This is a genomic window from Mycoplana sp. BE70 (genome assembly GCF_031455855.1).
In the GTDB taxonomy this organism is placed as follows: Bacteria; Pseudomonadota; Alphaproteobacteria; order Rhizobiales; family Rhizobiaceae; genus Mycoplana.
The window spans coordinates 97884-121005 of the sequence record NZ_JAVDTM010000014.1 but is presented as its reverse complement, the minus strand read 5'-3'; the positions used below and the strand labels follow the sequence as shown (position 1 = coordinate 121005).

Here is a 23122-nt window from a genome sequence, read left to right as displayed (position 1 = left end):
GGCCGCGGGATCGCTCCGCCCACGATGAAGGACGAGGACGCAAGAACAATGCGGAAAGCTAGCTTCCTGGCACTGATTTGGGTTTTGATTGCGGCAGTCCTGCCGGCTCGGGCCCTCGAAGTGCCCTTGCCGATGGACGAGGCGTTCGTGCCTGTAATCGCCAAGGAAGACGACGGCCGCCTGACGATCAGCTGGAAGATCGCCGACGGCTATTATCTCTACCGGGACTATCTTTCGGCCGAAGGCGCCGACGATCAAGCGCTCATACTTCAGACGGAGCCGGGCAAGATCAAGGACGATCCGGGCTTCGGCACGACCGAGGTCTATTACGGAGAGGCTTCGGCCTCGATCGCCGATGCCCCTCAAACCATTCGCCTCACCTATCAGGGCTGCCAGGACGGCGGGCTGTGTTATCCGCCGACGACAAGGACGATCGATGTCGCCGCAATGACCATCAGCAAATCGGATGGAGGCGGTTTTGCGCTCCCCCCGACCGGGGACGCTCGCCCGGCGGCGGACGCGGGCGAAGCCAAAGCTGATTTCGCCATCGCCGGCGACAGCGGCGAAACGACGGTCGACCGGCTCTTGACCGGAGGCGGACTTGCCTTGCTTCTTGCCGGCTTTCTCGGCTTCGGCCTGCTGCTCGCCTTCACCCCCTGCGTCTTCCCGATTTATCCGATCGTAGCCGCCATGCTCACGCGCGAGGGTGAAGGGCTGACGGCCGGGCGCGGCTTCGTACTGGCGTCCGCCTATGTGCTGGCGCTCGCCGCCGCCTTCGGCCTTGTCGGCATCGCGGCCGCATGGTCGGGCCAGAACCTGCAGATCGTGCTGCAATCGCCCCTCGCGATCGGCGCGGTCGCCGGGCTGTTCGTCCTGCTGGCACTCTCCAATTTCGGTCTGTTCCACATCCAACTGCCGGCAGCGATCGGCAATCGCCTGAACGGTGGCAGGCGGAAAGGCGGTTCTGTCGGCGCCGCTGCTCTGCTCGGCCTTTCCTCGGCCTTCCTCATCGGCCCCTGTGTGACCGCACCACTTGCCGGCGCCCTTCTCTACATCGCCCGGACGGGCGACGTCGTGGTCGGCGCGCTCGCCCTCTTCGCTCTTGGCCTCGGCAAGGGCATCCCGCTCATCGCCATGGCGACGATCGGCGGCAAGGCGCTGCCGCGCGCCGGGGCATGGATGGAAAATGTCAGGCACGTCTTCGGCTTCCTCTTCCTGGGAACGGCGATCTGGCTTGCGACCCCGCTGGTGCCGGAGCGTTTCGTCCTCTTGCCCTGGGCCGTGCTCGCGCTCGCCTTCGGCGTCTATGCGGGTGCGTTCGACGGACTGCGGACAACCTGCGGACTTGGCGTGCTGGCGCGCTCTGCCGCCGTTGTCTCCCTCCTCTGGGGCAGTCTCCTGCTGGCGGGATTCGGTCTTGGCGCCAGCGATCCGCTGACCCCGCTCGGCCCGCTCAAGCGGGCGGTGAACGTCAGCCACACAATCGAGAAGGCGGATTTCACCAAAATCGGCTCGGCAGATCGGCTCTCCAGCCTCCTCGGCACCGCCGCCGCCGATAACAGGCCCACCCTCGTCTATGTCACCGCGGACTGGTGCGTCACCTGTCGCACGATCGAGCGATCGGTGCTGACGGCGCCGGATGTCGCCGCCAGCCTTGACGGGATCCGGCTCGCAAGCCTCGACGTCACCACCCTCGATGCGGACAACAGCGCCCTGATGCGTTCGCTCGCCGTCGTCGGCCCACCGACCATGATCTTCTTCGACGGCAGCAAGCAGGAGGTGCACGGCACGCGTCTCGTCGGCGACATCACCGCCACATCGTTCTCGGACGCCGCAAGGATCGCGAAGGGCAGTGTACAATGAATGCCGTTGCGATAGGCCCCCTCGCCTTCTCCGCCGATCGCCTCTCGGTGATCACAGGCCTCATCGTCTTCATGGCGGTCGGTTCCCTCCTCGCCGCCCGCGTCGACAACCGGCTTGGCACCTGGACGACGTCCGCGGCGCTTTCGGGGATTGTCGGCGCGCGGGTGATGCACGTCCTTACCCATGCCGAAAGCTTCCTGCAGGACCCGTGGCAAGTCCTCGCCATCTGGCAGGGCGGCTTTTCGTCGGCCGGCGGGTTCATCGGCGTACTGCTGGTCACCGTAATGCTCTGGCGAAAGGCGCCGCCTGCCGCGCCCTGGACGATCATGCCGCTCGCCGCCGGCCTTTTCGCCTGGGTCGCTGCAACCACCCTCACCGATGGCAGTGCTGCGCCCCGCGCACCGGAAACGTCCCATGCCGTGCTTGCACAGGGCGAGACCATATCCATCGCTGATCGCAAGGGCCGCCCGGCGGTGCTCAATCTCTGGGCGAGTTGGTGCCCGCCCTGCCGGCGCGAAATGCCGATGATGGCGGAGATGGCCGGCAGCAATCCGCAGGTCGACTTTCTCTTCGCCAATCAGGGCGAAGGCCGGGAGGCGATCGCCACCTATCTGCGCCAGGCCGGCGTCGATCTCGAAACCATCCTTCTCGATCCCTTTGCCGACCTCTCGCGCCACTATGGCGCGCTCGGCCTGCCCGCAACGCTTTTCATCAACCCGGACGGCACGCTTTCCGCCTCGCATCTCGGCGAAATCTCCCGCGAGGCGCTTGCCGAGAGGCTCGCCGCCCTTTCACCCCAGGACAGGACCCAGACAGAATGAAAGCTCCGGTTTTTCCGGCTTCCGCCACGCGCCTGCGCGGCATACTCCTTGCCACCCTCGCCGCCGGCCTGCTTTCGGCCTGCGCGCAGACGGCACCGTCGTCGAAGGAGATCGCCAAGCCGCGCGCCGACCCGAACGTCCAGAGCATGTATGCCGCCGTGCAGGACGGCGACACCGTCGTGCCTGCCGTCGACGTTTCCAAAATGGATCCACAGAACATCCGGCAGGTGGTCGACTACCGGACAAAATACCCACCGGGCACCATCGTCGTCGATCCGCACGCGCGCTTCCTCTATCTCGTCATGGAGGGCGGCAAGGCGATGCGCTACGGCGTGGGCGTCGCCAAGGCGGGGCTGGAATTCGAAGGCGAGGCCGACATCGCCCGCAAGGGACGCTGGCCCGGCTGGGTGCCGACGCCGAACATGATCGCGCGCAACCCGGAGCGCTACGGGCCGCTGGCCGGCGGCATGGAAGGCGGCCTGCGCAACCCGCTCGGCGCACGCGCGCTCTACCTCTACAAGAATGGCCAGGACACGCTCTATCGCATCCACGGCACGAACGAGCCCTGGTCGATCGGCAAGTCGGTTTCCTCCGGATGCATCCGCCTGCTCAACCAGGACATCATCGACCTGCACCGCCGCGTGCCGAAGGGCTCGCGCGTCGTCGTCCTCGGCCCCAACCAATCCGCACAGGGAGAAATCTGATGCTCACCCGCAGAACCGTTCTGACCACCACGCTCGCGGCCGCCGCCGCTTCGTTCTTCGAGGGGCGCCCGTCCTTCGCCCAGCAACTGACCAAGGAGGAGGTGTTCTTCGACAAGGATGCGCCCGTCCTCGGCAATCCCAAGGGCGATGTCACCATCGTCGAGTTCTTCGACTATCAGTGCCCCTATTGCAAAAAGGTGCATCCGACGGTCGAGAAGGTCGTCAAGGCCGACGGCAATGTGCGTCTCGTCCTGAAGGACTGGCCGATTTTCGGCGATGCCTCCGTCTTTGCCGCGCAGGCCGTGCTCGGCGCCGCGCAGATCGGCAAATACCAAGTCGCGATGCAGGCGCTGATGAAAACCAAGGCAAAGCTCTCGCACGACGACATAGAGAAAGCGCTGACCGGCGCCGGCCTTTCCATGAAAGAACTCACCGCCGCCGTGAACAAGCACAACACCAAGATATCCGCACTTCTCGACCGCAACTACAATCAGGCGCTCGCCTTCAACTTCGCCGGCACGCCGTCATTCGTCATAGGCTCTGCGATTTTTCCAGGCGTTCTCGATGAAACGGGACTGAAGGAAGCCATTGCCAAAGCGAGAGGATGAGAGACCCCGGCCCGGGAAGTCAGCTTAGAAGATAAGTGCCTGTTATCTCGAGATTTTTCGGTAGCAGGCACTTACTTCGCCACTTTCTCTCCCCACTTTGCAATTGATATTGGCCGTTTGGGCGCTATGGATAACTCCCGCAGGCATGTCGCGCCGCCTTCTCCACCGTATAATTTCGATCGAAATCTGAAACGCGGAACAGTCGATGAGGCCAGACAGGCTAGCGCCGCCCTCGAGCAAGCCGGCACAACCTTCCTCGGCAATGGCGACACGGTACAACTCGCCAAGCAGGGCGCCCTCGAAGAAGCGGGCAAAAACGCTCAGTATACGGCAATGGGTCGTAACTGACGAAGGCCGCGCCGAATCAAGCATCGATTGGGACTACGGGAAACGCTAATGTCTAAGAAGACCAAACACGAACATTCGGAACTCTCCGGCGAATTCACCGAAGACGGCATCACCGTGTTGGTCGACATTTTTCGTCCGGCCGGCACGAACCACGATTGGCGGATGGAGGTGATCACCCAAGACGAAGATGTCATTGAGTGGGAAGAGCCATTCGCGACCGACCGGGAGGCATTCGACGAGTTTTTGGCAACTGTTGCCCGAGACGGGATCCGATCGTTTTTGGAGGACGATGAGCCGTCGATACATTGATGGTCGCTCCACCCCAGGCAGTCTCTTTATGCCTGGCGGCTGACCATTCAGCGCTACTGCGTGTACGATCCCTATATCGGCGAGGAGCCATCAAAGCCCTGCTCCCTCATGGGCCGCATAATGTGCGAGACGTTCTCGCCACTCATATCCTCAAGCAGACAGGCTCGTGCGAGCAGGCCAGCCATGCCATCAAGACATGGATGCCGACCTTTGACTGCAAGCTAAAACACTGTAGACATCACTCAGAACGCGACTGCCGTTAGATTTAGAACGGGGTCGGGCGGCCGATTGACGTCACGCTGCTGCCTCGAGATCACGACGGCCGTTCTCACATCACTTGCGCTAAAGCAAATCTGACCTTCTATCGTCACTTTTCTATATATTAGACTCACCTCACATCTCGTGACACTCCACCTTAAATGGAGGTGGACCATGAGCGCACAACACGACATCGATGATGCTGTGGCGAGGCTATTTGGACTTCGCCGGAAGCTTATGCCGCGACTGCAGGCAACGACAAAGCCGGCCTAGAAATGCTCGCGGCCATTCAGGGGGCATTTCACGACTTGCTTTGGCGAAGCAGCACGAAGAAGCTCCGGAAAAGACCCGCTCGGTCTCGAAGCCTTCCAGGCCCTTTAGGTTGGCCACCGCACCGCAGCCGAGCAAGATTGACACGAGAACCGCAACGTGAGAAAAGAACAAACAAAGAACATGTAGGGTTCTCGCCATGTCCAGAACAGACACCGTCATTGGCCGAGCCCTCGCGGAAGTCGCCGCCTCCCGTGCATTGCGCGAACGCATCCTTGCTCGGCGCGCTGAGGCACAGAAGCAGACCGAAGCACCGCCGCCAGTCTACGTCCTGCGCAAGGGCACACAGCTGCGGTTGCCTTTGCAATGACCGCCGCGGCCAAAGAAGAGCCGCTCCTCGACGAGGCGGCTGCCATCCTTGCTCTACACAATGGCGACGCCGTTGAGGCAATCCGCACCCTGTTGGCCGAGCGGGATGCCGTCGAGGAAAAACTTCGATCCGCTGCGATAGCGATGGGCCATGGCTTCGCGAGGGGTTGGCGCACAACGTTGCCCGGCAAATATGTCGGTGAAGGATGAACGTGATCAGGCGTCACGTTGCAACCTTCACCCGTTGGCGCTGACCCGACTCATCGGCGCTCGAATGCTTCGATAAGCCGAAGCCAGGAGGACGGCATGCGTCAGTGGGATGAGGTGCGGGCGAAGCGCGATCGGCTCTGGAGGCTGGCCACGATTTTCACGGCCAGCGTTGTCTCAGTCGGCATTCCGACGGCCATCGTGATTGCCGCCCTCAGATATTAGGATCAGGCGACCACCTGCACGATCAGCCAGGTTAAGTCCAAAACCTGCTACAGGCCTGTCCAGTGCTGCACATCACACCGTGAAAAGTTCCCGAGGGGAGTCTGTCAGGCACTCACATCCGTCTTTTGTCACGACAATCGTTTCGGAGATCACGACAACATGTTTTCCGGTCACGTAAATACCGGGCACCAAATGAAAAACCATACCTTCTTCAATCGTGCGCTTTTCGCCGGCGCGTATTGACAATATGTTGCCTTCTCCCCAATCCGGCGCGTAGTTGATCCCGACCGAATAGCCACTGCGATGACCGAGTGTGTAGCCGAACTCAGCGAAGTTCCTAACATTCAATGCATGGACTTCGTCGCAGGTGACCCCCGGCTTGATGTTGCCAAGCAGCAATTCCAGCGACTTTAAAGTAGCGGTTTCGAGATGTTTCAGCTCTTCCGACTTTCCGCCCACAACGCCCGACCGAAACAATGGGCCTGCGTAGCGGGCAACAACACCGGGAAATTCAAAGGCAAGTGAATCGCCCTTCTGCAATTTGCGGCCCGACCAGGTCGCGTGACCAAGGCTGGTGCGCTGACCGCTTACGATAAACGGCGGCAAGCCCGGAAACTCGCCTCCGTGCTTGATCAAGGTCGACCACACGCAGGCAGCAATATCGTTCTCGTTAACTCCACTCCCTGCCATATCGATTGCAGCTTTCATGGCTGCGCTCGCAGCTTGAGCTGCAATGCGGATTTTTTCGATTTCTCTTGGCGATTTGATCAGACGTAGTTCTTCAACAAATTCTTGCTCGATGACGTTCAAGCCCTTGTTGCTGAGGTTGTTGCACAAACGGTTGTAACGTGAAGCACCGACGAAAAGCGGATCTTTCTCGAGAGCTACGCGCATACCCTTGCCGATTAAGGTGACGATAAGTGCCGTCAACCACTCGATCGGATCATCGCTATCACCATAAACGACAGCAGCACGGTTCCATGAGCGATAGAGCGTATTACTCGCATCGATCGAACGCAGAAGATTAACGGGCATCCCCTCCTGTGCAATCACGCAGGCCTGAAGATATTGATAGGCCGGTGTGTCGTGGCCAGTCAGATAATTGATGTTCTCAGGCGCGAAGGCCACGACCACATCGATTTCAGACACTGCCATTTTTGCTCTGACCGCTTGAAGTCGGGCTTCGTACTCCTCATCGGGGAATGGTAGAGCTTCCAGTAGCTCTCCTTCGCCGACTACGATCTTTACGGTGTCGTGAAAAACGGTGCTGTTGCGGTTCATGTCGTGTTCGCTGCTTCTGGATGGAATTAAATCTATGGTCTTACGTCTATTTTGTTCACGCGTTCGCGGTCATGAAATTCAGCACGCGCTCATATTCAGGACGTGAACGATCGAGGGATTTCGGATCGCCGTCAAAGGCAATCTTACCGCCATTCATAAAGATAAGACGGCTCGAGACTTTCATCGCAAAGTTCATTTCATGCGTGACGATGATCATGGTCCTGCCGCTCTTTGCGAGGTCTTCCATGATTTTCAGAACCTCGCCGACGGTCTCCGGATCGAGGGCCGATGTAGGCTCATCAAACAATAGAACCGATGGCTCCAGGGCCAGCGACCGAGCTATAGCAACGCGCTGCTGCTGACCGCCAGAAAGCTGGTGTGGATACTTGTTTTTGTGGGAAAGCATCCCGACACTTTGCAAAAGTGAACTGGCAAAGGCCTCGCGTTCTGCTTTCGTATTTCTTGCATGATAGGAAGGAGCGAGCAGAACATTATCAATCGCCGTTAGATGAGGGAACAGGTTGAAGTTCTGGAACACCATTCCAACATCGACGATCTGCTCAATCGAAGGCTTGGGATGCTTCGAACTTTCTTTTGCGCCGCTCAGAAACGGCTTATTATTCAAGAAAACAAAGCCTTTATCAAGGATTTCTAGTCCATTTAAGCAACGGATCAGCGTAGTCTTTCCCGAGCCGGACGGACCGATGATCGATATGACCTCGCCTTGCATGACCTTTAGATCGATACTGTCGAGTACGGTATGATTGCCGAACGTCTTGACGCCATCCTTGAGCTCAAGCGCAATCGTCGCTTTAGCATCGTTTCTGTATTTGCCGTTCTCGGCCATAAGCACAGGCGCTTTGCCGCAGTAAAGTTTCGCAGAACGCTTTGTTAGATCAAGCCGCCGTTCCAAGAATTTCAGCGAGAGATCGAATATAGTCACGATGAAGATATAAAAGGCTGCTACCGCCAACATTGTTTCCAGAACCATAAAATTCTGGGTATATAGGCGCTGACCGACAAGCAGGATTTCAGTCAACGAAATGGCGGAAACCAGCGAGGTCAGCTTGACGATCGTTACCATTTGGTTCCCGAGCGAAGGCAGCGCAATGCGCAATGCCTGCGGGATAATGATTAGGCGCTGAATGCCATAGGCGCCGATTCCAAGCGTTCTGCCCGCCTCGCGCTGTCCCTTGTTGATCGACTGCAGCGCGCCTCGATGAATTTCAGACATATAAGCTGTTTCCGACAAGACCAGCGCCACAAGCCCGGTAATGAACGGCGTGGACAGCAGGTATCCGGTAGAAGGAAACACCTGAGGCATATTGTAGACAAAAATGATCAGAACCAGCGTTGGCAGACTTCTAAAGAACCACACGTAAAACAGCGACGGTATACGAAGATATGTCTTTGCTGAGAGTCTGCACAATGCAACCAGAAATCCAAAGAATATGCTTAGGATCCCTGCAGCGAGGCTAAGCTCAGCTACAAGCAGGGTAGCATTCCAAAAATCTTTACTTGCGAGCAGGCTGACTGTATAATTCCAATCAAATTCCATCGTCGCAACCTCCTCCGCGCGTGCAAAATCTGCGCGCCCGCCTAAAAACAGAAGGCGGACGCTGCTAGGTTTAATTTGAAAGATTTATGGGTTCAGGCCATAGCTCTGGCGCCGCTACTCTATTCCGAGCGAATCTTTAATTTCTGCTTCATTTGGCTCGGCCAGATTGTATTGGGTCAGCAGCTCTTGATATTCGCCGCTGGCCTTAATGTCAGCCAAGCCGGACTCTATAGCCTTCGCTAGCTCCGTATTTCCCTTGGCCACACCAAAGCCGATCACGATCGGATACAGCATGGTTTCGCTCGAAACCTTCAAACGACCATTCGATGCATCAACCGCCGCTTTACCAACGCCGGCATCAACAATTTGAACGTCCACACCGTTTGAAAACAGGGCCTGCCCGGCTTCAGCCGATGTACCAAATTCCTGGATGATGATCGCGTTGCCACCACATTTTTCTTCGGACAGCGCCTTCATGGCCGGAATCCAGGCCGCGCCCTGCTGGGAGCCGACGCGGCTGCCGCAGAGGTCTTCCGGAACTTTTGGTGCCGCCTGGCTGTCCGAACGCACGACAAGCGACGCGCCCGACAGGGCGTAAGGCACATAGTCAATAACCTTTGCGCGCTCAGCGGTCACATAAAGCGCCGACGCGATCATGTCATACTTCTTGGCGCGCAGGCCGGGGATGAGACTTGCAAAACGCGTATCAAGAAACTCGACTTCAACGTTCATTTTCGGCGCAATGAGCGCCAGAATGTCAGCATCAAATCCTTTGGCGACACTGTCTTCAAGGTAGTTATAAGGCGGATAAATCAGATCAGAACCGGCTTTAAGTTTGCCCTCCTCCAACAATCCAGCCGCCCAAGTGGTTGTGCTCATAGAAGCTACGCTCAGCAATACAACAGCAGCAGCCGCCAGCTTGAGTGCGTATTTGTTTCTCATGGCGTTCATGTCGTCTCCCTTATTACAAACTACGCGACGAATTACGCTTCCGCACTCGGAGGCGAATCCACTCCAACCACACCGACAAGCCCGTGCTGCTTTATGTCACGGAAGATAAACGTCGTATCCGAATCCCGGATACCGTCGTGCTTAATCAGTTCTTCGAATAGAAATTTGTAGACGTCGGACGCCGATACAAAACCAGCCTTAATTGTCACATCATAAGGGCCAGTAGAAATCGTGACGCTTTCCACAAAGTCGTACCTCGCAACCGCCTCGGCGACTTCATTGAGCTTTGCGCGCTCGACAACAAGCCCAATATAGACTGGCGTGGTGTATCCAAGGTCCACGGGACTGGCGACGGCACGGACTTTTACAATTCCGTCGTTCAGAATGCGATTCAGCTTCTTTCGGGCCGTCGGCTCACTAACCTGAAGCCGGCGCGCCAATTCGACGGTCGACATTCGTCCGTCTTCTTGCAGTAGCCTGACTATGCCTTTTTCGTCATCGTCCAACATTCAAAATCTCCTTTATTGAAAAATAGTAGAGGCTATTTTTTTGTCAATACGTAAAATTGTTGAGAAGCTTTTTTCTTTTTACGAAATTTCCAGGCCTGTGAGATGGCCACTGGGCGGTCATGGTCCTGGTCTGGAAGGATGTCATAGGGTGAGTAGGTTCTATCCTGGCCTCTCCCAGCAGGTGCCCCTTGCGCGCGCGTAAAGCACGTCGCTTTTTTAAAAGCCCCCTGGGGCTTTCAGCCTTGATCGGAACCGATGCTTGTCCAAGCGGTGCCAAGCGCTTGCAACTCACCTTGTCACTGCGAAGTTGAGTCTTGACGGTCTGAAGCTCTCGTCCATGCGGACGATGACCGATACCTCTTTCAGCCCGTTGCGGACATGACCCCGTGCTCGCGGGAGCCCGCTCCTAGTTCAATCGATGCCGGAACATCCAGGCGGATATTGGCATCGTGACCGCGGCGATGACGACCAACGCCAACATGTCAGGAAGCAGTTCAGTGAGGTGTGCGCCCTCGAGATAGACGCGACGGGTGATCGAGATTGCGTATTTCAGTGGATTGATCATCGTGACGTATTGGAGCACCTCGGGCATGTTGTCTGTCGGCGACATAAGCCCCGAGAGCAGCATGAACGGCATCAGAAACATGAAACACAGGATCATCGCCTGCTGCATGTTCGCGGCGAGCGACGACAGGAACAGGCCGAAGCCGATCGCAGCCGCCAGGAAGAGCGCCAGCCCGAGATAGAGCGTCAGTAACGAGCCCGCGAAGGGTATCTGGAACCAGAACAACGCCACCATGAGAATGGCGGACGACTGGGCGATGCCGACGATCATCGAAGGGACCGCCTTGCCGACCATGATCTCGGTGGGCGTGAATGGCGCGACGAGCAGTTGCTCGAACGTTCCTTCCTCGCGTTCGCGTGCCACAGACATCGCCGTCAGCATCATCGTCATCATCATGGTTATGGTCCCGATCAACGAAGGAATCATGGTCCAGCGCGTCTCGAGTTGCGGGTTGAACCAGGCGCGAGTCGTGACCTGAACGGCAGGGCCGGATATTCCCTTCCGCGAACGCCAGTCGGCTGCGAAGTCCGCGATGATCGTATTGGCGTAGCCTTGCGCGACGCCGCTGGTATTGGAGTTGCGCCCGTCCGCAATGACTTGCACTGCCGACGAACTACCGCTTGCGAGCTGGCGCTCGAAATCGCGCTCGACGACGATGACAAGGATAACCTTCTTAGTGTCCAGCAACGTGACTGCCTGGCCTGTCTGTGCCAGCGTCGCCTGCCGCTGAAATATTCCGGAACCCTCAAGCTTCGATATGAGTTCCCTGGATGTCGCGCTCCGATCCAGGTCGATGAGCGCGTAGGGAACCGTGTTCAGGTCGTAGGTGGCCGCGTAGCCAAAGATTAGGCACTGAAGGATCGGCGGAAGGACAAGGCTTGCTCGGCTCTTCGGGTCCTTGAGAATGACCAGAAGTTCCTTGCGGATCAGGGTGACGATACGAAGCAGGGAGGCCAGCATCACGCGATCCTTTTTCGGGTCAGCTTCACCGACAGGGCAAGCAGTGCGGTCGCCATTCCGGCGAGAACGGCCGCATTGGGCAGAATGACGTTCCAGATGTTTCCGGCGAGGAAAAGGGTCTGCAGCAACGTCACGAAATAGCGCGCGGGAAAGATGTAGGTGATCATCTGCACCGCGACCGGCATGCTCCGCGGGTCGAACATGAAGCCGGAGAGCATCATGGCCGGCAGGAACGTCACGAACATTGTTACTTGGCTTGCGATGAACTGATTTTTGGTCGCAGACGAGATCACAAGCCCGAGACCGAGGGCAACCAGCAGGTAAAGCATGGACACGACAGTTAGAATGACGAGCGAGCCGCGAAGCGGGACGCCGAACAGCAGCGTGCTGCCAGCGACACAGAGCGCAAGTCCTGCAAGGCCTAGCAGGAAATAGGGAACTGTTTTCCCCAACAGTATCTCAAAGGAGTTTACGGGTGTGACGAAGAGCGCCTCGAACGTGCCACGTTCCCATTCGCGCGCCATGACGAGTGCAGTCAGCATTGCGCCGATCAGTGTCATCACCAGAACGATAAGTCCTGGAACCAGAAAATAGGTGCTGTCGTTCGCCTCGTTAAACCAAAGGCGAGACTCAATGTTGATTAGGCCGCCAGGATTTCCGGTTCGGGCCGCTTCCTTGGCGGCCCAAACTGCGACTGCGCCCTGAGCGTATCCGAGCGATATCCGAGCGGTGTTGGAGTCCGCTCCGTTCACGATCACCTGGACCTCGGCGTTCCCGAGTTTGAGGGTGCGAGCAAAATCCGCGGGAATTCTGACGATGGCATTGGCTCGGGACGACATCAGCATCTCCCGTGCCTCCGCCATCGTCTTGACCGGCATGGCGGAAAAGTAGTCAGACAGTTCGAAGACAGAGGCGACGCCGCGCGCTTCGGCCGAATTGTCTTCCATGACGATCGCCACCGGAACGTTCTTGACGTCAAGGTTGATGCCGTAGCCAAAGAGGACGAGCAGCGCGATGGGCATCACGATGCCAATCGCGATGCTGCTCGGATCGCGAAGGAGCTGCCAGCTTTCCTTCCTGATGAGCGCGCTTATCCGCCGGAGGGCGGCGAGCATCCTGTTAGCGTCGTGGGCGCTCATGTTGTGCCCTCTTTGTCCTTGCGCCGCTCCTCTTCCACAATGGCAATGAATGCCTGCTCCATGGTCGGTGCTTTGCCCTGATCGGTCTCTGCACGTGCCCTGATATCAAGGGGTGTGCCTTCCGCCAGGTTCTTGCCCGCGTCCAGGATGATGATCCGATCGCAATACTCGGCCTCCTCCATGAAATGGGTCGTGACGATAATTGTTACCCCACGCTCGGAGAGTGCAGTGATCCTGCCCCAGAACTGGCGTCTGGCGAGCGGATCGGCACCGCTGGTGGCCTCGTCGAGGAACAGGATCTCGGGCTCGTGGAGCAGCGCCGCTGCCAGCGCCAGGCGCTGCTTGAAACCACCGGGCAACTGGCCACTTGGCAACTCGGAAAACTGATCGAGCTCGAACTGCTCCTTCAGAACTTTGATCCTCTCCCTCTTGCCACTCCCCCTCAGACCGTAGGCACTGGCAAAGAATTCGAGGTTCTCGTCGACCGTGAGTTGCCGGTAGAGCGAGAACTTCTGCGCCACATACCCGAGCTTCTGCCGAGCCTTCGCACCAGCGGTCAGGAGGTTTGCACCTGCCACTTGAAGTGTGCCGCTCGTGGCGGGTAAAATGCCGCAAAGCATCTTGAACGTCGTGCTCTTGCCGGCTCCGTTCGGACCAAGCAGGCCGTACACCTCGCCTTGTCGGACTTTGAAGCTCACGTGGTCGACGGCTGTGAAGTCGCCGAAGGTTCTGACGAGATCGTCGACCTCAACGACCGTCTCACCGGGTCCGGAGGCCTGGGTAGCGACGCCGATATTGCTCTTTCGCCGTTGATCACCTGCGATCGCGTCAAAGAGCAACATGAACGCATCCTCAAAACGCGGTTCCACTGCTTCCGTCTCAAGCGTTCTTCCGTCGAGTTCCAGTGACTGTGGATCTGCGGTGGACTTCCTGACGACACGGACGCGGCCTGCTTCAGGAACCGCATCGGCAATGCCCGGCAATCCGAACAGGCGCGCCTGGAGAGACCGCGCGCGCACCCCATCCGGGGCGCTGACCAGAAAGCAGCATCCCTCGGCTTTGGCGGTAATCTCGTCCGGGCGACCTTCCGCCAGAACCCGACCGGCATGCATGAGCACGGCGTGTTCGCATCGCTCGGCCTCCTCCAGATAGGATGTCGAGACGATGACGGACAGGCCATCTTTGACAAGCTTGAACACAATCTCCCGGAGCTCGCGCCGGGAGAGAGGATCAACCCCAACGGTCGGTTCGTCGAGAAGGAGGAGTTGTGGAGACCGGACGAGGGTGCACGCAAGTCCGAGCTTTTGTTTCATGCCTCCTGACAGTTTGCCCGCTGGCCTTGCCCTGAACCGTCCGAGCTGGGTCATCTCGAACAGGCGCGGATAAACGTCCGCTCTCTGTTCCGCCGTCACGCCATGCAAATCGGCATACAGATCGAGGTTCTCCTGGACGCTGAGGTCTTCGTAGAGACCGAAGCGCTGCGGCATGTAGCTGATCTGGTCCTGAACTTGCTGCGGGGAGCGGGTGACGTCGATGCCGATGACGTGAAGATTTCCGCTGTCTGGGACGACGAGTCCGGAGGCTAAACGCAACAGCGTCGTCTTGCCTGCTCCGTCTGGTCCGACCAGCGCTGTCAGTGCGCCGCGTTCCACCTTCAGCGAGATACCCGTAAGAGCTTCGACAGCCTCGCCGGTGTTCCGGATGAAGGTCTTTCGGACATCCTTCGCGACAAGGGCTGCTTCATTGGCACTCATCGTGGGTGATCCTATTGCCGGGCGGTGGAGGTCTCGCCGTTATCGAGGATCGGCCTGACCGTCGCGGGCATTCCCAGCCTGAGGAGGTTGTCGGGATCATCGACAAAGACTCGCACCTCGTAGACGAGGCTGCTGCGCAGTTCCTCGGTCTGCACCGTTTTGGGCGTAAACTCGGCGACCGGCGAGATGAAGCCGATCCAGCCCTGAAACGGGCGTCCGGGCGCAGAATCCACGGACACAGAAGCCTTCATGCCGGGCCTGATCCGCCCGAGTTGGGTTTCGGAAACGTATGCACGTGCCCATTTCGGACTGATTGTCGCCAACGAGAACGCCGCGCGTGTGGGCGATGCCATCTCGCCTGGCTCGATCAGCCTCGACCTGACGACGGCATCGACCGGAGACTTCAGCTCGGCGTCGGCAAGCTGTTGATGCAACAACATCACGTTAGCTTCGGCCGCATGAAGCTCCGCCTCTCCTTGTTGGATGTCTTCGATCCGCGGGCCGGCCACAAGCAAATCCAGCGCTTCCTGATTTGCTGCAACCTTGGCATCGGCCATTCTTGAGGTCGCTTCCGTGATTTCAAGGGACCGCTGGCTGGCGACGGATCGCAATGCCAGGTCACTTTGACGCTCATATTGTATCCTTGCATTCGCTGCATCGGCCTTGGCGGAATCGAGATTGGCGCGCGCCTGGGCGATCTCCTCCGGTCTGCTGCCACTCTTCAGGCGAGCGAGATTGGCGCGTTGGCTGGCGGCCTGCGCCTCTGCCTGAGCAACTTGTGGCCGAAGCCTGCTGGTGTCGAGCCTGCCGAGAAGCTGATCCTTTTTGACGCGGTCGCCTTCTTCAGCAAGGACCTCGGCGACCCGCTCGCTCCCGTTGAAGGCCAGACTGACCTGCCGGAAATCGACGTTGCCATAGAGAACGAGTTCGTCAGAACCGCCATGGCGGTAGAGATACCACCAAATTGCCCCGCCGCCGACTGCGGCCAAGAGCATGAGAATGGCAACGAGGCGTTTCATGGCCGGAATGCACTCCAATGAGCAGGCATGGCGCAATGGCGCCGAGCGGGGCACTTGTCAAATCGTAATTTCAAATTATAATTTAAACTATCAATGGTCAAGGGCTGCATCAGTGGGACACGCAAACCGACAAGCACGCGTCAAGGAACGCCAGGACGGAGCAAGCACCCGGACGAACCTTCTGAATGCTGCTGGGGGCGTATTCGCCGAACTCGGGTTCGATCGGGCGACGGCAAAGGAAATTGCCAGTCGTGCCGAAACGAATGCGGCAGCCGTGAACTATCACTTTGGTGGCATCCAGGGCCTCTATGAGGAGGTACTCGTGGAAGCCCATCGGCGAATTGTGAACTACAATGACCTCGCGCAGGCGCTCGCTGCAAGCAGTGACCCTAAGGAGAAGCTTCGCCGCCTGTTGAGCCTCGTCGTCAAGGTCATTCGTGCAGATGTGAAGGACGCATGGCCCATCAAGATCATCGTCAGGGAACTGATAGCGCCAACGGCTCATATAGAGCGGCTGCGCCGCGAAGAATTGGAGCCCAAAAAGGCTCTACTGACAGGTGTCGTAGCGGAGATTATGGGAATTGAGCGGGATGATGCCCTAGTGGGGCAAGCGGTCTTCTCAGTCATGTCTCCTTGCTTCATGATGATGGTCGCGGAGAAACGACTATCGGAGATCATTCCTTCGATTGGTCGTGAGGTGACGAGCGATGACGAGTTGGTGGACCGGCTGGTATGCTTCGCTCTCGGCGGCCTCGCAGGGCTGGCTGGAGACAGGGCTTAATCATTGAACCGAAGTCCTGTGACGTGGGTCGCGGCGCCCCGATCACACTATTGAAGGGGTTCGCGAGTTGCCGCGTCAGCTGCCCATTTCCGATCCGACATCCACTGCGAAGCCCCGTCCGCCAACGTTTTGCGCCAGAAAGATCGCAGGTCCCGCGGGGCACTCGCGCCATCCCGGACGACGCACGATGTCCGCTGTTGGTGCCACGCGGACGAGAGCCGATGGTGGCTTTTGGCCCACCTTTGAAGATATCAGAGAGCGCGGTGCCGGCATCCTGGGCTTGGCCCGTGAATTCCTCAAACTGCATCTGGCCTATCCGTCCATGTCATGCATCGGTTTGACACCCTCGGGAACACGCTTTTCCGCAGCCGTGCGATGGCCGCTAATCGCGCAAAGGTGACGAGCGCCGACCTTGACCGCGGTCGCCAACAGCATGGCCTTAATCCCTGATTTCAATCTGGGCTTCATGGGCCGCGGCAATGAATGCAAATCTTGCCTGCTCAGCCGTCTTCTTGCCCTTGATCGCCGCCTCGATGACAAGCAGAGCCCGGTTCAGCGCTTCGCCATCGTCAAGCGGCCAATCTTCAATGAGAGCCCATGAGGCTTGTTGTAGGTTGCTTATGGTCGTGAATTTGCCCGGCGCTTCCAGCGCCAAAGTCACACCCTTGTTCCAGTTGTTGCTCACGAAATGGCCTCCAAGATACGATTTCGAGAACTCTTAGCATCGATCGGCACGCATGGTGAGAGGGTGTGGAAACGTCAGTTGTCGGCGCAAAGTAGACGGGTGCTGAAGTCCGCTGACGGCCAAAAGCGAGCGCCACCGCGGAAGTCGCTATTTACTCGGAGCATCGCACCGAATTCGCCCTCATCCGTAAAGTCCTGCTGAGGATGCGGGCGTGGGAAAACTACCTCGTGTTCGAGCGATAAGGCGACTCGCGAGGCATCGTTCGAATGTACTTTTTGCAAGGCGATGGAATGATGGAACCGATGTGAACGACGTTTGTCGGATGCAAGTTCGACGTGAACATGCAGCCGGCCATGTGAACCTCAAGGGTCCTAAGAATTCGAGGCGAGGAGCCGTCCTGGCGGTGGGGACTGTTTGGCTAACCTTGAACTTTTAGCCAATCAAGGAGAGATGAGGAGTGATCCGGGACGTCCGAAATGACTGTCACGTGTCCCCGCCCCCGGCTGCTTTTCGCTATGGGTTGAGTGGTGGCAGTGCGGTTCCTGGCTTTCCGATGGGCCATATGCGGGCGGCAAGAATCCATCGCCTGCGACATGAGATCAGCCCCTCCAAAAGGGCAACTCTCACCTCGCGCGGCAGTCTCTGATTCGAATCCCCGTACCGCACTTGCCCATAGCTATCATATGCCTTGATCGTGTCTGCGTCAGCATGACGGGCGAGCCAGGAGCGTAGTGGTGTCAAACCAGCCTTGCGTGCCCACGCGTCGAGCGCTTGCGCCAACTCGGCAGTGGAGCCACCGTGGGCTGCATCCTCCACATGTCGAAAGTACATGGCTTCGGATTCCTGCTGCCGCGACCTGCGCCCTTCCCACCACACTTCGAACCGCGACAAACCTAATGCAAGCGAGCCGATGACAAGCCCGGCCGCAACGGCTCCGGCGACAAAGCCGCCAATGATCCAGTTGAAGCGGTTCGCTTCAGAGTTTGCAGAGGGTAGAGCAATCGCGTTCGACAAGGCGGACGCGGCCGCCACCGTCACCGTCACCTCCGGCGCACTCGCTGATCGGGTGGTCGCCGTGCTGGGGTCGAACCAGCTCAGGTCGACGGCAGGAAGGATATAGGTGCCGGGATCGGCGAAGAGATAGCTCGCCACGTCCTTGCGCACGCCTGCAACTGCCACACCGCTTCGATCGGTCTCTTCCGACAGTGAGGGGGCCTGTCGGTACAAGCGCACGCCTTGCGGAGCGGAGAGGTCCGGCTCGGGAATCATCATCGCGCGCAGGCCCTCGGCATGGACCGTGATCGTCCGCACCAAAATATCGCCGGCCTTCAATGTTGCAGGGTCCCGGTCAAAAACCTGCTCAACGGCAATTTTCGCAGCCACAACATCGCTACCGCGCTGAGTGGAACCGGGAGGAACCTGCACCGTGAACCGGAGTGATGGGAGGGTAACCTTGCCCTGTGTCGTCTGCCCGGCCACCGCTGCGTATCCGAAGGTGATCTCGGCAGGCGGCAGGGAAAAGTCCCCCGATTGCTGGGGGGTGATCACGTAGGTTCGGCGAATGCCGGAGTACTCTGCCCCGTCGATTGTTTCGTTGAGGTTCAGCGCCCGTCCATCCTGGAGCGTGACGATGGCACCGGGTAGGTTGATTGCCGGGAACTGTGGCGGTTGCAGAAAATAGTTCGGCACCAGTACGTCCACATCGACCAGGACTTCCTGTCCGACATACAGGGTCCCCTGGGACTGCAACCTCGCGCGTGCAACCGGGTCGGCTGCCTGCGCGACGACTGTGGTTGCAAAACATCCCAACAGCATAGCCAGCAGCGATACGAGAGACAGACGGTGGATGCTCACTGTTTTGCCGCTCCCGCTGCTTCGATGGCGAACTTGCGGCCCAGCAGGGCGGCCGGGGAGACCTGAATGTTGCGCATCCACATTTCCTCCGTCTGGGGTCCTCCCTTTACCTCGCCCTCCTTGCCGCGCTTGCCCTTGTCGTCGAATTGAACCTGGTCGGGATCGAGCCCGGCCTGCTCCTGCTGCTGCTCCTCTTCTTCCTTGTCCTTCTGTTTCTTTCTGCGTTCCGCCAGAGCAAGGTTGGATTTTGCCTGGGCCCAATCGGGTCGTTGCTTCAATGCTTGTTGATAGGCCGAAATGGCCGCCTCCGGCCTGTCGAGATGCATCAGGGCATTGCCCTGATTGTAGTAGCTTTCCGCTGTGTTCGATCGGGCAAACGCGTCGATGGCGTCCTGGTATCGGCCTGCCCGGTAGAGCGAAACGCCGCGCCAGGCCGGGTCGGAAAAGTGGTCGGCGGCAGCGGCAAAGTCTCCGGCCCGGAATGCACGTTGTCCCTGCTGGTCCGGCGTCCACCAGAGGGCGGCCCAGGGTTCGTTTTGGTCGGCGGCTTGTGCCGGAAAAGGCGAACCCAGCGACAAGATCAACATTGCTGAGCCGAGCCAGTGCAGCGTGTGGCCGCGGCGGAACGTCAACGCGGCCAGGAACGCGATGGGGATTGTGAGATACCAGCCGAAATCGCGCCACCGTGTCAGGCCTTCCTCCGACTTCTGCGCAAAAACAGTCTGGATGCGCCGGACGATCCAGTCGACGTCGCCGTCGTCAAGGGTGACGGTTGCCACCTGCGCACGCGAGGACGATTGCAGATCCTTCAAGGCATCGACATCGAGTCGCGCCTGGACGCGCGCGCCGGAGCTGTCGGTAAGGTATTCGCCGTTTCCAAGTCTGACCGGGCCGCCTTCGGGCGTCCCTATGCCGAGAACCATCAGATCGTTGTGCCCCTTGTAATCGGCGAAAGCCGAAAAGGCGCTACGCTCGACCCCGTCGGTGAGGAGCAGGATCGTGCCGGGTGCCGTCTCGTCGGCCAGCGCGGCCCCGATGACATCCAGAGCCTTGGCTGTATCTTTGCCCGGAACGGGCATCAGCGCCGGCGAAAGGGCTGCGAGATAGGTGGCGATCAACGAGGCGTCGTCGGTCAAGGGCAGCACCATGTGGGCGGAGCCCGCGTAGGCGAACAGCGCCGTGCGCGCGCCCCGCCGCCGTGCCATGATGTCCCGCACCTTCAGCTTCGCTCGTTCGAGGCGGGTCGGTGAAACGTCCGTGGCATTCATCGTCGGCCCGAGGTCGATCGCAATCGCAAGCGGTGCGGTGTCTTCCACGAACGGCGGGCGCTCCCGCTCCCACGTCGGGCCGGCGACGGCAATGCCGGACAAGGCCAGCAGTCCGGCTACGAGATGCACGGGACGAAGCCCGCGGGTCCGGCCGCGGTCAATCAGGAGGTGGTCGAGCAGTTTCGGGGCGATCAGGTTCTTCCAGCGCGAGCGCATGTCCGATTGCCGGCCAAACAGCCAGACAAGCAGGATGGCTCCGAGAACGGCAAGCAACCACCAAGGACGAAGGAAATGGAACTCGGTGATCATGCTTGCGCCTCGCCTTCCGCCCGATCGGCGGTGCGGATCGAAAGCAGCCACGCCAAGGCGTGATAGAGGAAGGCAAGGACAATGCCAGCACCGAGCGGGTAGTGGAACAGCTCTATGCGCGGACGCCAACTCAGTGTTTTCTGGTTGGCCGGGGTGATCTGGTCGAGCAGGTCATAGATGCCGGCCAAGGCTTTATGATCCTGGCCGAAGAAGTAGCGCCCGCCGGTCGTGGTCGCGATCTTTTCCAGCGTTGCCGTGTCGAGCTTCTGTTCGCCTTGCGCAGCCGGATCGCCAATCCCGACGGTGTGGATGCGGATGTGGTTCTCCTTTGCGATCTCGGCCGCCTTGTCCGGTGGCATTTTGCTTGCGGTATCGTTGCCGTCGGTGAGAAGGACCAAGACCTTGTCTGGCGCTTTGCTTTGCTGGAACAGCTTGATGGCAAGCCCGATAGCGTCGCCCACCGCCGTTCGAGGCCCGGCCATTCCCGGAACGGTGTCCTCGAGCATGGCGCGGACGGTTCCATGATCCATCGTGAAGGGAACGATTGGGTAGGGTGCGTCGCCAAAGGCGATCAGTCCAAGACGATCGTTGGAACGGCGTACGATGAAATCCGCGACAACCGCCTTCACGGCATCGACGCGCGCCTCTAGGTTGCCTTGTGGATCGCGGAAATCACGTGTGTCCATCGACTGCGACAGGTCGAGCGCCAGCATCAGATCGCGTTGCGGCTCTGTCTTCTCGATCGGCGGCTCGACATATTGCGGTCTGGCCAGCGCCAACAGGACCAGCAACCAGCAAAGCGGGCCGATGATCTTCTGCAGAAGGTTGGAGTGGGGAACGACGGATCCTTCCGTCGGGCCAATCCCGGCTGCTTTCGTGATGTCGTCGAAGAAGGGAATGCGGACCGCGGGGGTCTGTTCCCGGTATGGCGGAAGCAGCCACCAGATGAGAAGTGGCGCAGGCAAAAGCAGGAGCAGCCATGGATGTTCAAGGGTGTACATCGTGCCCCTCTATCCATTGGCGAGCGGCCGAGATCGTTCGCCGGACGGCCGCGTCGTCGCTCGCGGCGATCGGCAGGCGGTATTCGGTCTCGGAAAAAAAGCGATAGGCTGCATCGTCCAATCGTGCTTTGCCAGCATGGGACTTTAGGAATTCCGCCCACTCCTGGCCGTTGAGGGCCGCGACTGCATCGCGTGGCCATACGGCAAGCGCGGTCCGCTTGAGAAGCGCAGGCAGGCTTGCAAGTGCGCGTTGCCGACCGTCTGGCTGCCCGATCTCCGCCTCCAGTGCGGTAAGTTCCGCCAGCGCATCGCGACGGTAGCGGTTCTGGGCTCGATGGACGAGCCAGCGCCAGAGCGCAAAGGCCAAGGCGAGCAAGATGACCATGGCTACCACGGCCCATCCCACGGTGGCAGGCATCATCGACACAGCGGGAGGCAGCGCGATGTCCGCCATTTCCCGAAGGGTGGCGTCGAGCATCGGATCGTGGGCGGGCGTGGTCGGCTCCATCTATCGCCTCCTTTGCCGCCAAGCCAGTTGCCCGAGGAGCGTGCGCAATTGCGGAGCCACCTCTTCGGCCGCGGATATGGGCAGCATTGGCAGTCCCATCTCTTTTTGCCATGAAAGCAGATCGCGCCCGCGGCTGCGGGCGAAGCTGTCGACCGCGTCCCGGACGTTGCTACGGCCGAACTGCAGTTCCGCTTGTAGCGTCCCACTGCTTACGACCATGTCGCCCTGGCGCGGCAGCTCGAGCAGGAAGGGATCATAGATCAGGATGGCGATGACGTCGTTTGCGACCGACATCTTCATGAGAAGATCCCGTGTCGTCGGGCCGTGACCGTCGAAATCGCTGACGACGATGATCAGATGATCGTGCCGCGCGACGGCCGCGACCTTGTTGAGGACCGTATCCAGTTGGCCAGGCGTTCGCGTCGCGTTGGACATTGCGCTCAGCTCGTTGTTCTTGACCGCGATCGCATTGGCGAAACGCATCACCGCTTCGCGGCTGCGGTGGGGACGCACCGCCCCCTGCCCCGCGTCGTTGAATACCATTCCGCCGACACGGTCTCCGAGTGCCATCACGCGCCATGCACACAAGGCCGCTACTTCCGCCGCGGCGACTGATTTCATCGTGCGCCGACTGCCGAAGAACATGTTGACACGTTGGTCGACGATGATCAGGCCAGGACGATCCTTTTCCTCGTCATAAACCCGAACGAAGGGCTGCCCGGTGCGGGCAGTGACGCGCCAGTCGATGGTGCGGACGTCGTCACCGGGCATGTAGGTCCGCAGTTCCTCGAAACTCAGCCCCCGACCGCGCATCCGCGATTCATGGCGGCCGGCGAGCAATCGACGTACCGGTGCCTTGCGCAGGAACGTCAGGTCGCAAGCGATCGGTTCCAGGGCTGCGAGATCGTCGATGGTGACGTATGCACCGTCCGAACTGCGCACAGCCCGCCGGGCGATCCCTTTCGATCTTCCGAGGGCGGGTAGAGAAATTGCCATTG

The 23122-nt window shown here is 59.3% G+C and carries 22 protein-coding genes; 8 read left to right on the top strand and 14 right to left on the bottom strand.

Features of this window, described 5'->3' with window-relative positions; genetic code table 11:
• Window positions 1-48: 48 nt before the first annotated feature.
• From dsbD to J2Y48_RS22145, 7 genes are all read left to right on the top strand, one after another.
• On the top strand, window positions 49-1863 hold the full coding sequence (gene dsbD, locus J2Y48_RS22175; protein ID WP_310422702.1) for a protein-disulfide reductase DsbD: 1815 nt from the start codon (window positions 49-51) through the stop codon (window positions 1861-1863).
• On the top strand, window positions 1860-2684 hold the full coding sequence (locus tag J2Y48_RS22170) for a TlpA disulfide reductase family protein (RefSeq protein ID WP_310422699.1): 825 nt from the start codon (window positions 1860-1862) through the stop codon (window positions 2682-2684). Before dsbD ends, J2Y48_RS22170 begins: the two co-directional genes overlap by 4 nt.
• Complete coding sequence (locus J2Y48_RS22165; protein ID WP_310422696.1) at window positions 2681-3388, top strand: L,D-transpeptidase; 708 nt, start codon at window positions 2681-2683, stop codon at window positions 3386-3388. The genes J2Y48_RS22170 and J2Y48_RS22165 overlap by 4 nt, the downstream gene beginning before the upstream one ends.
• Window positions 3388-3996: a DsbA family protein gene (locus J2Y48_RS22160; RefSeq protein ID WP_310422693.1), complete on the top strand. Its 609-nt coding sequence runs from the start codon at window positions 3388-3390 to the stop codon at window positions 3994-3996. Before J2Y48_RS22165 ends, J2Y48_RS22160 begins: the two co-directional genes overlap by 1 nt.
• A 396-nt stretch (window positions 3997-4392) precedes the next feature.
• Window positions 4393-4653, top strand: coding sequence for a hypothetical protein (locus J2Y48_RS22155; RefSeq protein ID WP_310422689.1), 261 nt, complete (start codon window positions 4393-4395; stop codon window positions 4651-4653).
• An 894-nt stretch (window positions 4654-5547) separates the two neighbouring features.
• Window positions 5548-5760 carry a hypothetical protein gene (locus J2Y48_RS22150; protein ID WP_310422685.1) on the top strand — a complete coding sequence of 71 codons (213 nt, stop codon included), beginning with the start codon at window positions 5548-5550 and terminating at the stop codon, window positions 5758-5760.
• Window positions 5761-5856: 96 nt separating this feature from the next.
• Window positions 5857-5982, top strand: a complete 126-nt coding sequence (locus tag J2Y48_RS22145) for a hypothetical protein (protein WP_310422682.1) — start codon at window positions 5857-5859, stop codon at window positions 5980-5982.
• Window positions 5983-6054: 72 nt separating this feature from the next.
• On the opposite strand, the gene J2Y48_RS22140 is transcribed toward J2Y48_RS22145, so the two are convergent.
• The 8 genes from J2Y48_RS22140 to J2Y48_RS22105 all read right to left on the bottom strand — a co-directional run bounded on the left by J2Y48_RS22140 (window position 6055) and on the right by J2Y48_RS22105 (window position 15694).
• Window positions 6055-7263, bottom strand: a complete 1209-nt coding sequence (locus tag J2Y48_RS22140; protein WP_310422679.1) for a Xaa-Pro peptidase family protein — start codon at window positions 7261-7263, stop codon at window positions 6055-6057.
• Window positions 7264-7318: 55 nt separating this feature from the next.
• The gene (locus J2Y48_RS22135) at window positions 7319-8821 is read right to left on the bottom strand and encodes an amino acid ABC transporter permease/ATP-binding protein (protein ID WP_310422677.1); all 1503 of its coding nucleotides are present in this window, start codon (window positions 8819-8821) and stop codon (window positions 7319-7321) included.
• Between the two features lie 114 nt (window positions 8822-8935).
• The gene (locus J2Y48_RS22130) at window positions 8936-9772 is read right to left on the bottom strand and encodes a transporter substrate-binding domain-containing protein (protein ID WP_310422674.1); all 837 of its coding nucleotides are present in this window, start codon (window positions 9770-9772) and stop codon (window positions 8936-8938) included.
• Window positions 9773-9804: 32 nt separating this feature from the next.
• Window positions 9805-10281 (bottom strand): Lrp/AsnC family transcriptional regulator, encoded by a 477-nt coding sequence (locus J2Y48_RS22125; protein WP_310422672.1) that lies wholly within the window; start codon window positions 10279-10281, stop codon window positions 9805-9807.
• Between the two features lie 406 nt (window positions 10282-10687).
• Complete coding sequence (locus tag J2Y48_RS22120; RefSeq protein ID WP_310422668.1) at window positions 10688-11806, bottom strand: ABC transporter permease; 1119 nt, start codon at window positions 11804-11806, stop codon at window positions 10688-10690.
• The gene (locus tag J2Y48_RS22115) at window positions 11806-12945 is read right to left on the bottom strand and encodes an ABC transporter permease (protein WP_310422665.1); all 1140 of its coding nucleotides are present in this window, start codon (window positions 12943-12945) and stop codon (window positions 11806-11808) included. Before J2Y48_RS22115 ends, J2Y48_RS22120 begins: the two co-directional genes overlap by 1 nt.
• Window positions 12942-14699 carry an ATP-binding cassette domain-containing protein gene (locus J2Y48_RS22110; protein WP_310422662.1) on the bottom strand — a complete coding sequence of 586 codons (1758 nt, stop codon included), beginning with the start codon at window positions 14697-14699 and terminating at the stop codon, window positions 12942-12944. The genes J2Y48_RS22115 and J2Y48_RS22110 overlap by 4 nt, the downstream gene beginning before the upstream one ends.
• 11 nt (window positions 14700-14710) lie before the next feature.
• Complete coding sequence (locus tag J2Y48_RS22105) at window positions 14711-15694, bottom strand: efflux RND transporter periplasmic adaptor subunit (RefSeq protein WP_310422771.1); 984 nt, start codon at window positions 15692-15694, stop codon at window positions 14711-14713.
• Window positions 15695-15716: 22 nt separating this feature from the next.
• Here J2Y48_RS22105 and J2Y48_RS22100 point away from each other — a divergent pair, with 22 nt between their 5' ends.
• A complete protein-coding gene (locus J2Y48_RS22100; RefSeq protein ID WP_310422659.1) occupies window positions 15717-16499 on the top strand; it encodes a CerR family C-terminal domain-containing protein in 783 nt (260 codons plus the stop codon).
• A 439-nt stretch (window positions 16500-16938) separates the two neighbouring features.
• On the opposite strand, the gene J2Y48_RS22095 is transcribed toward J2Y48_RS22100, so the two are convergent.
• The 6 genes from J2Y48_RS22095 to J2Y48_RS22070 form a co-directional block, all read right to left on the bottom strand.
• Window positions 16939-17184 carry a DUF982 domain-containing protein gene (locus J2Y48_RS22095; RefSeq protein ID WP_310422656.1) on the bottom strand — a complete coding sequence of 82 codons (246 nt, stop codon included), beginning with the start codon at window positions 17182-17184 and terminating at the stop codon, window positions 16939-16941.
• 513 nt (window positions 17185-17697) lie between these two features.
• The gene (locus J2Y48_RS22090; RefSeq protein ID WP_310422653.1) at window positions 17698-19038 is read right to left on the bottom strand and encodes a BatD family protein; all 1341 of its coding nucleotides are present in this window, start codon (window positions 19036-19038) and stop codon (window positions 17698-17700) included.
• Window positions 19035-20615, bottom strand: coding sequence for a VWA domain-containing protein (locus J2Y48_RS22085; protein WP_310422650.1), 1581 nt, complete (start codon window positions 20613-20615; stop codon window positions 19035-19037). Before J2Y48_RS22085 ends, J2Y48_RS22090 begins: the two co-directional genes overlap by 4 nt.
• The gene (locus J2Y48_RS22080; protein WP_310422647.1) at window positions 20612-21616 is read right to left on the bottom strand and encodes a VWA domain-containing protein; all 1005 of its coding nucleotides are present in this window, start codon (window positions 21614-21616) and stop codon (window positions 20612-20614) included. The genes J2Y48_RS22085 and J2Y48_RS22080 overlap by 4 nt, the downstream gene beginning before the upstream one ends.
• Window positions 21603-22124, bottom strand: coding sequence for a DUF4381 domain-containing protein (locus J2Y48_RS22075; RefSeq protein ID WP_310422644.1), 522 nt, complete (start codon window positions 22122-22124; stop codon window positions 21603-21605). The genes J2Y48_RS22080 and J2Y48_RS22075 overlap by 14 nt, the downstream gene beginning before the upstream one ends.
• Window positions 22125-23120: a DUF58 domain-containing protein gene (locus J2Y48_RS22070; RefSeq protein WP_310422641.1), complete on the bottom strand. Its 996-nt coding sequence runs from the start codon at window positions 23118-23120 to the stop codon at window positions 22125-22127.
• Window positions 23121-23122 lie beyond the last annotated feature (2 nt).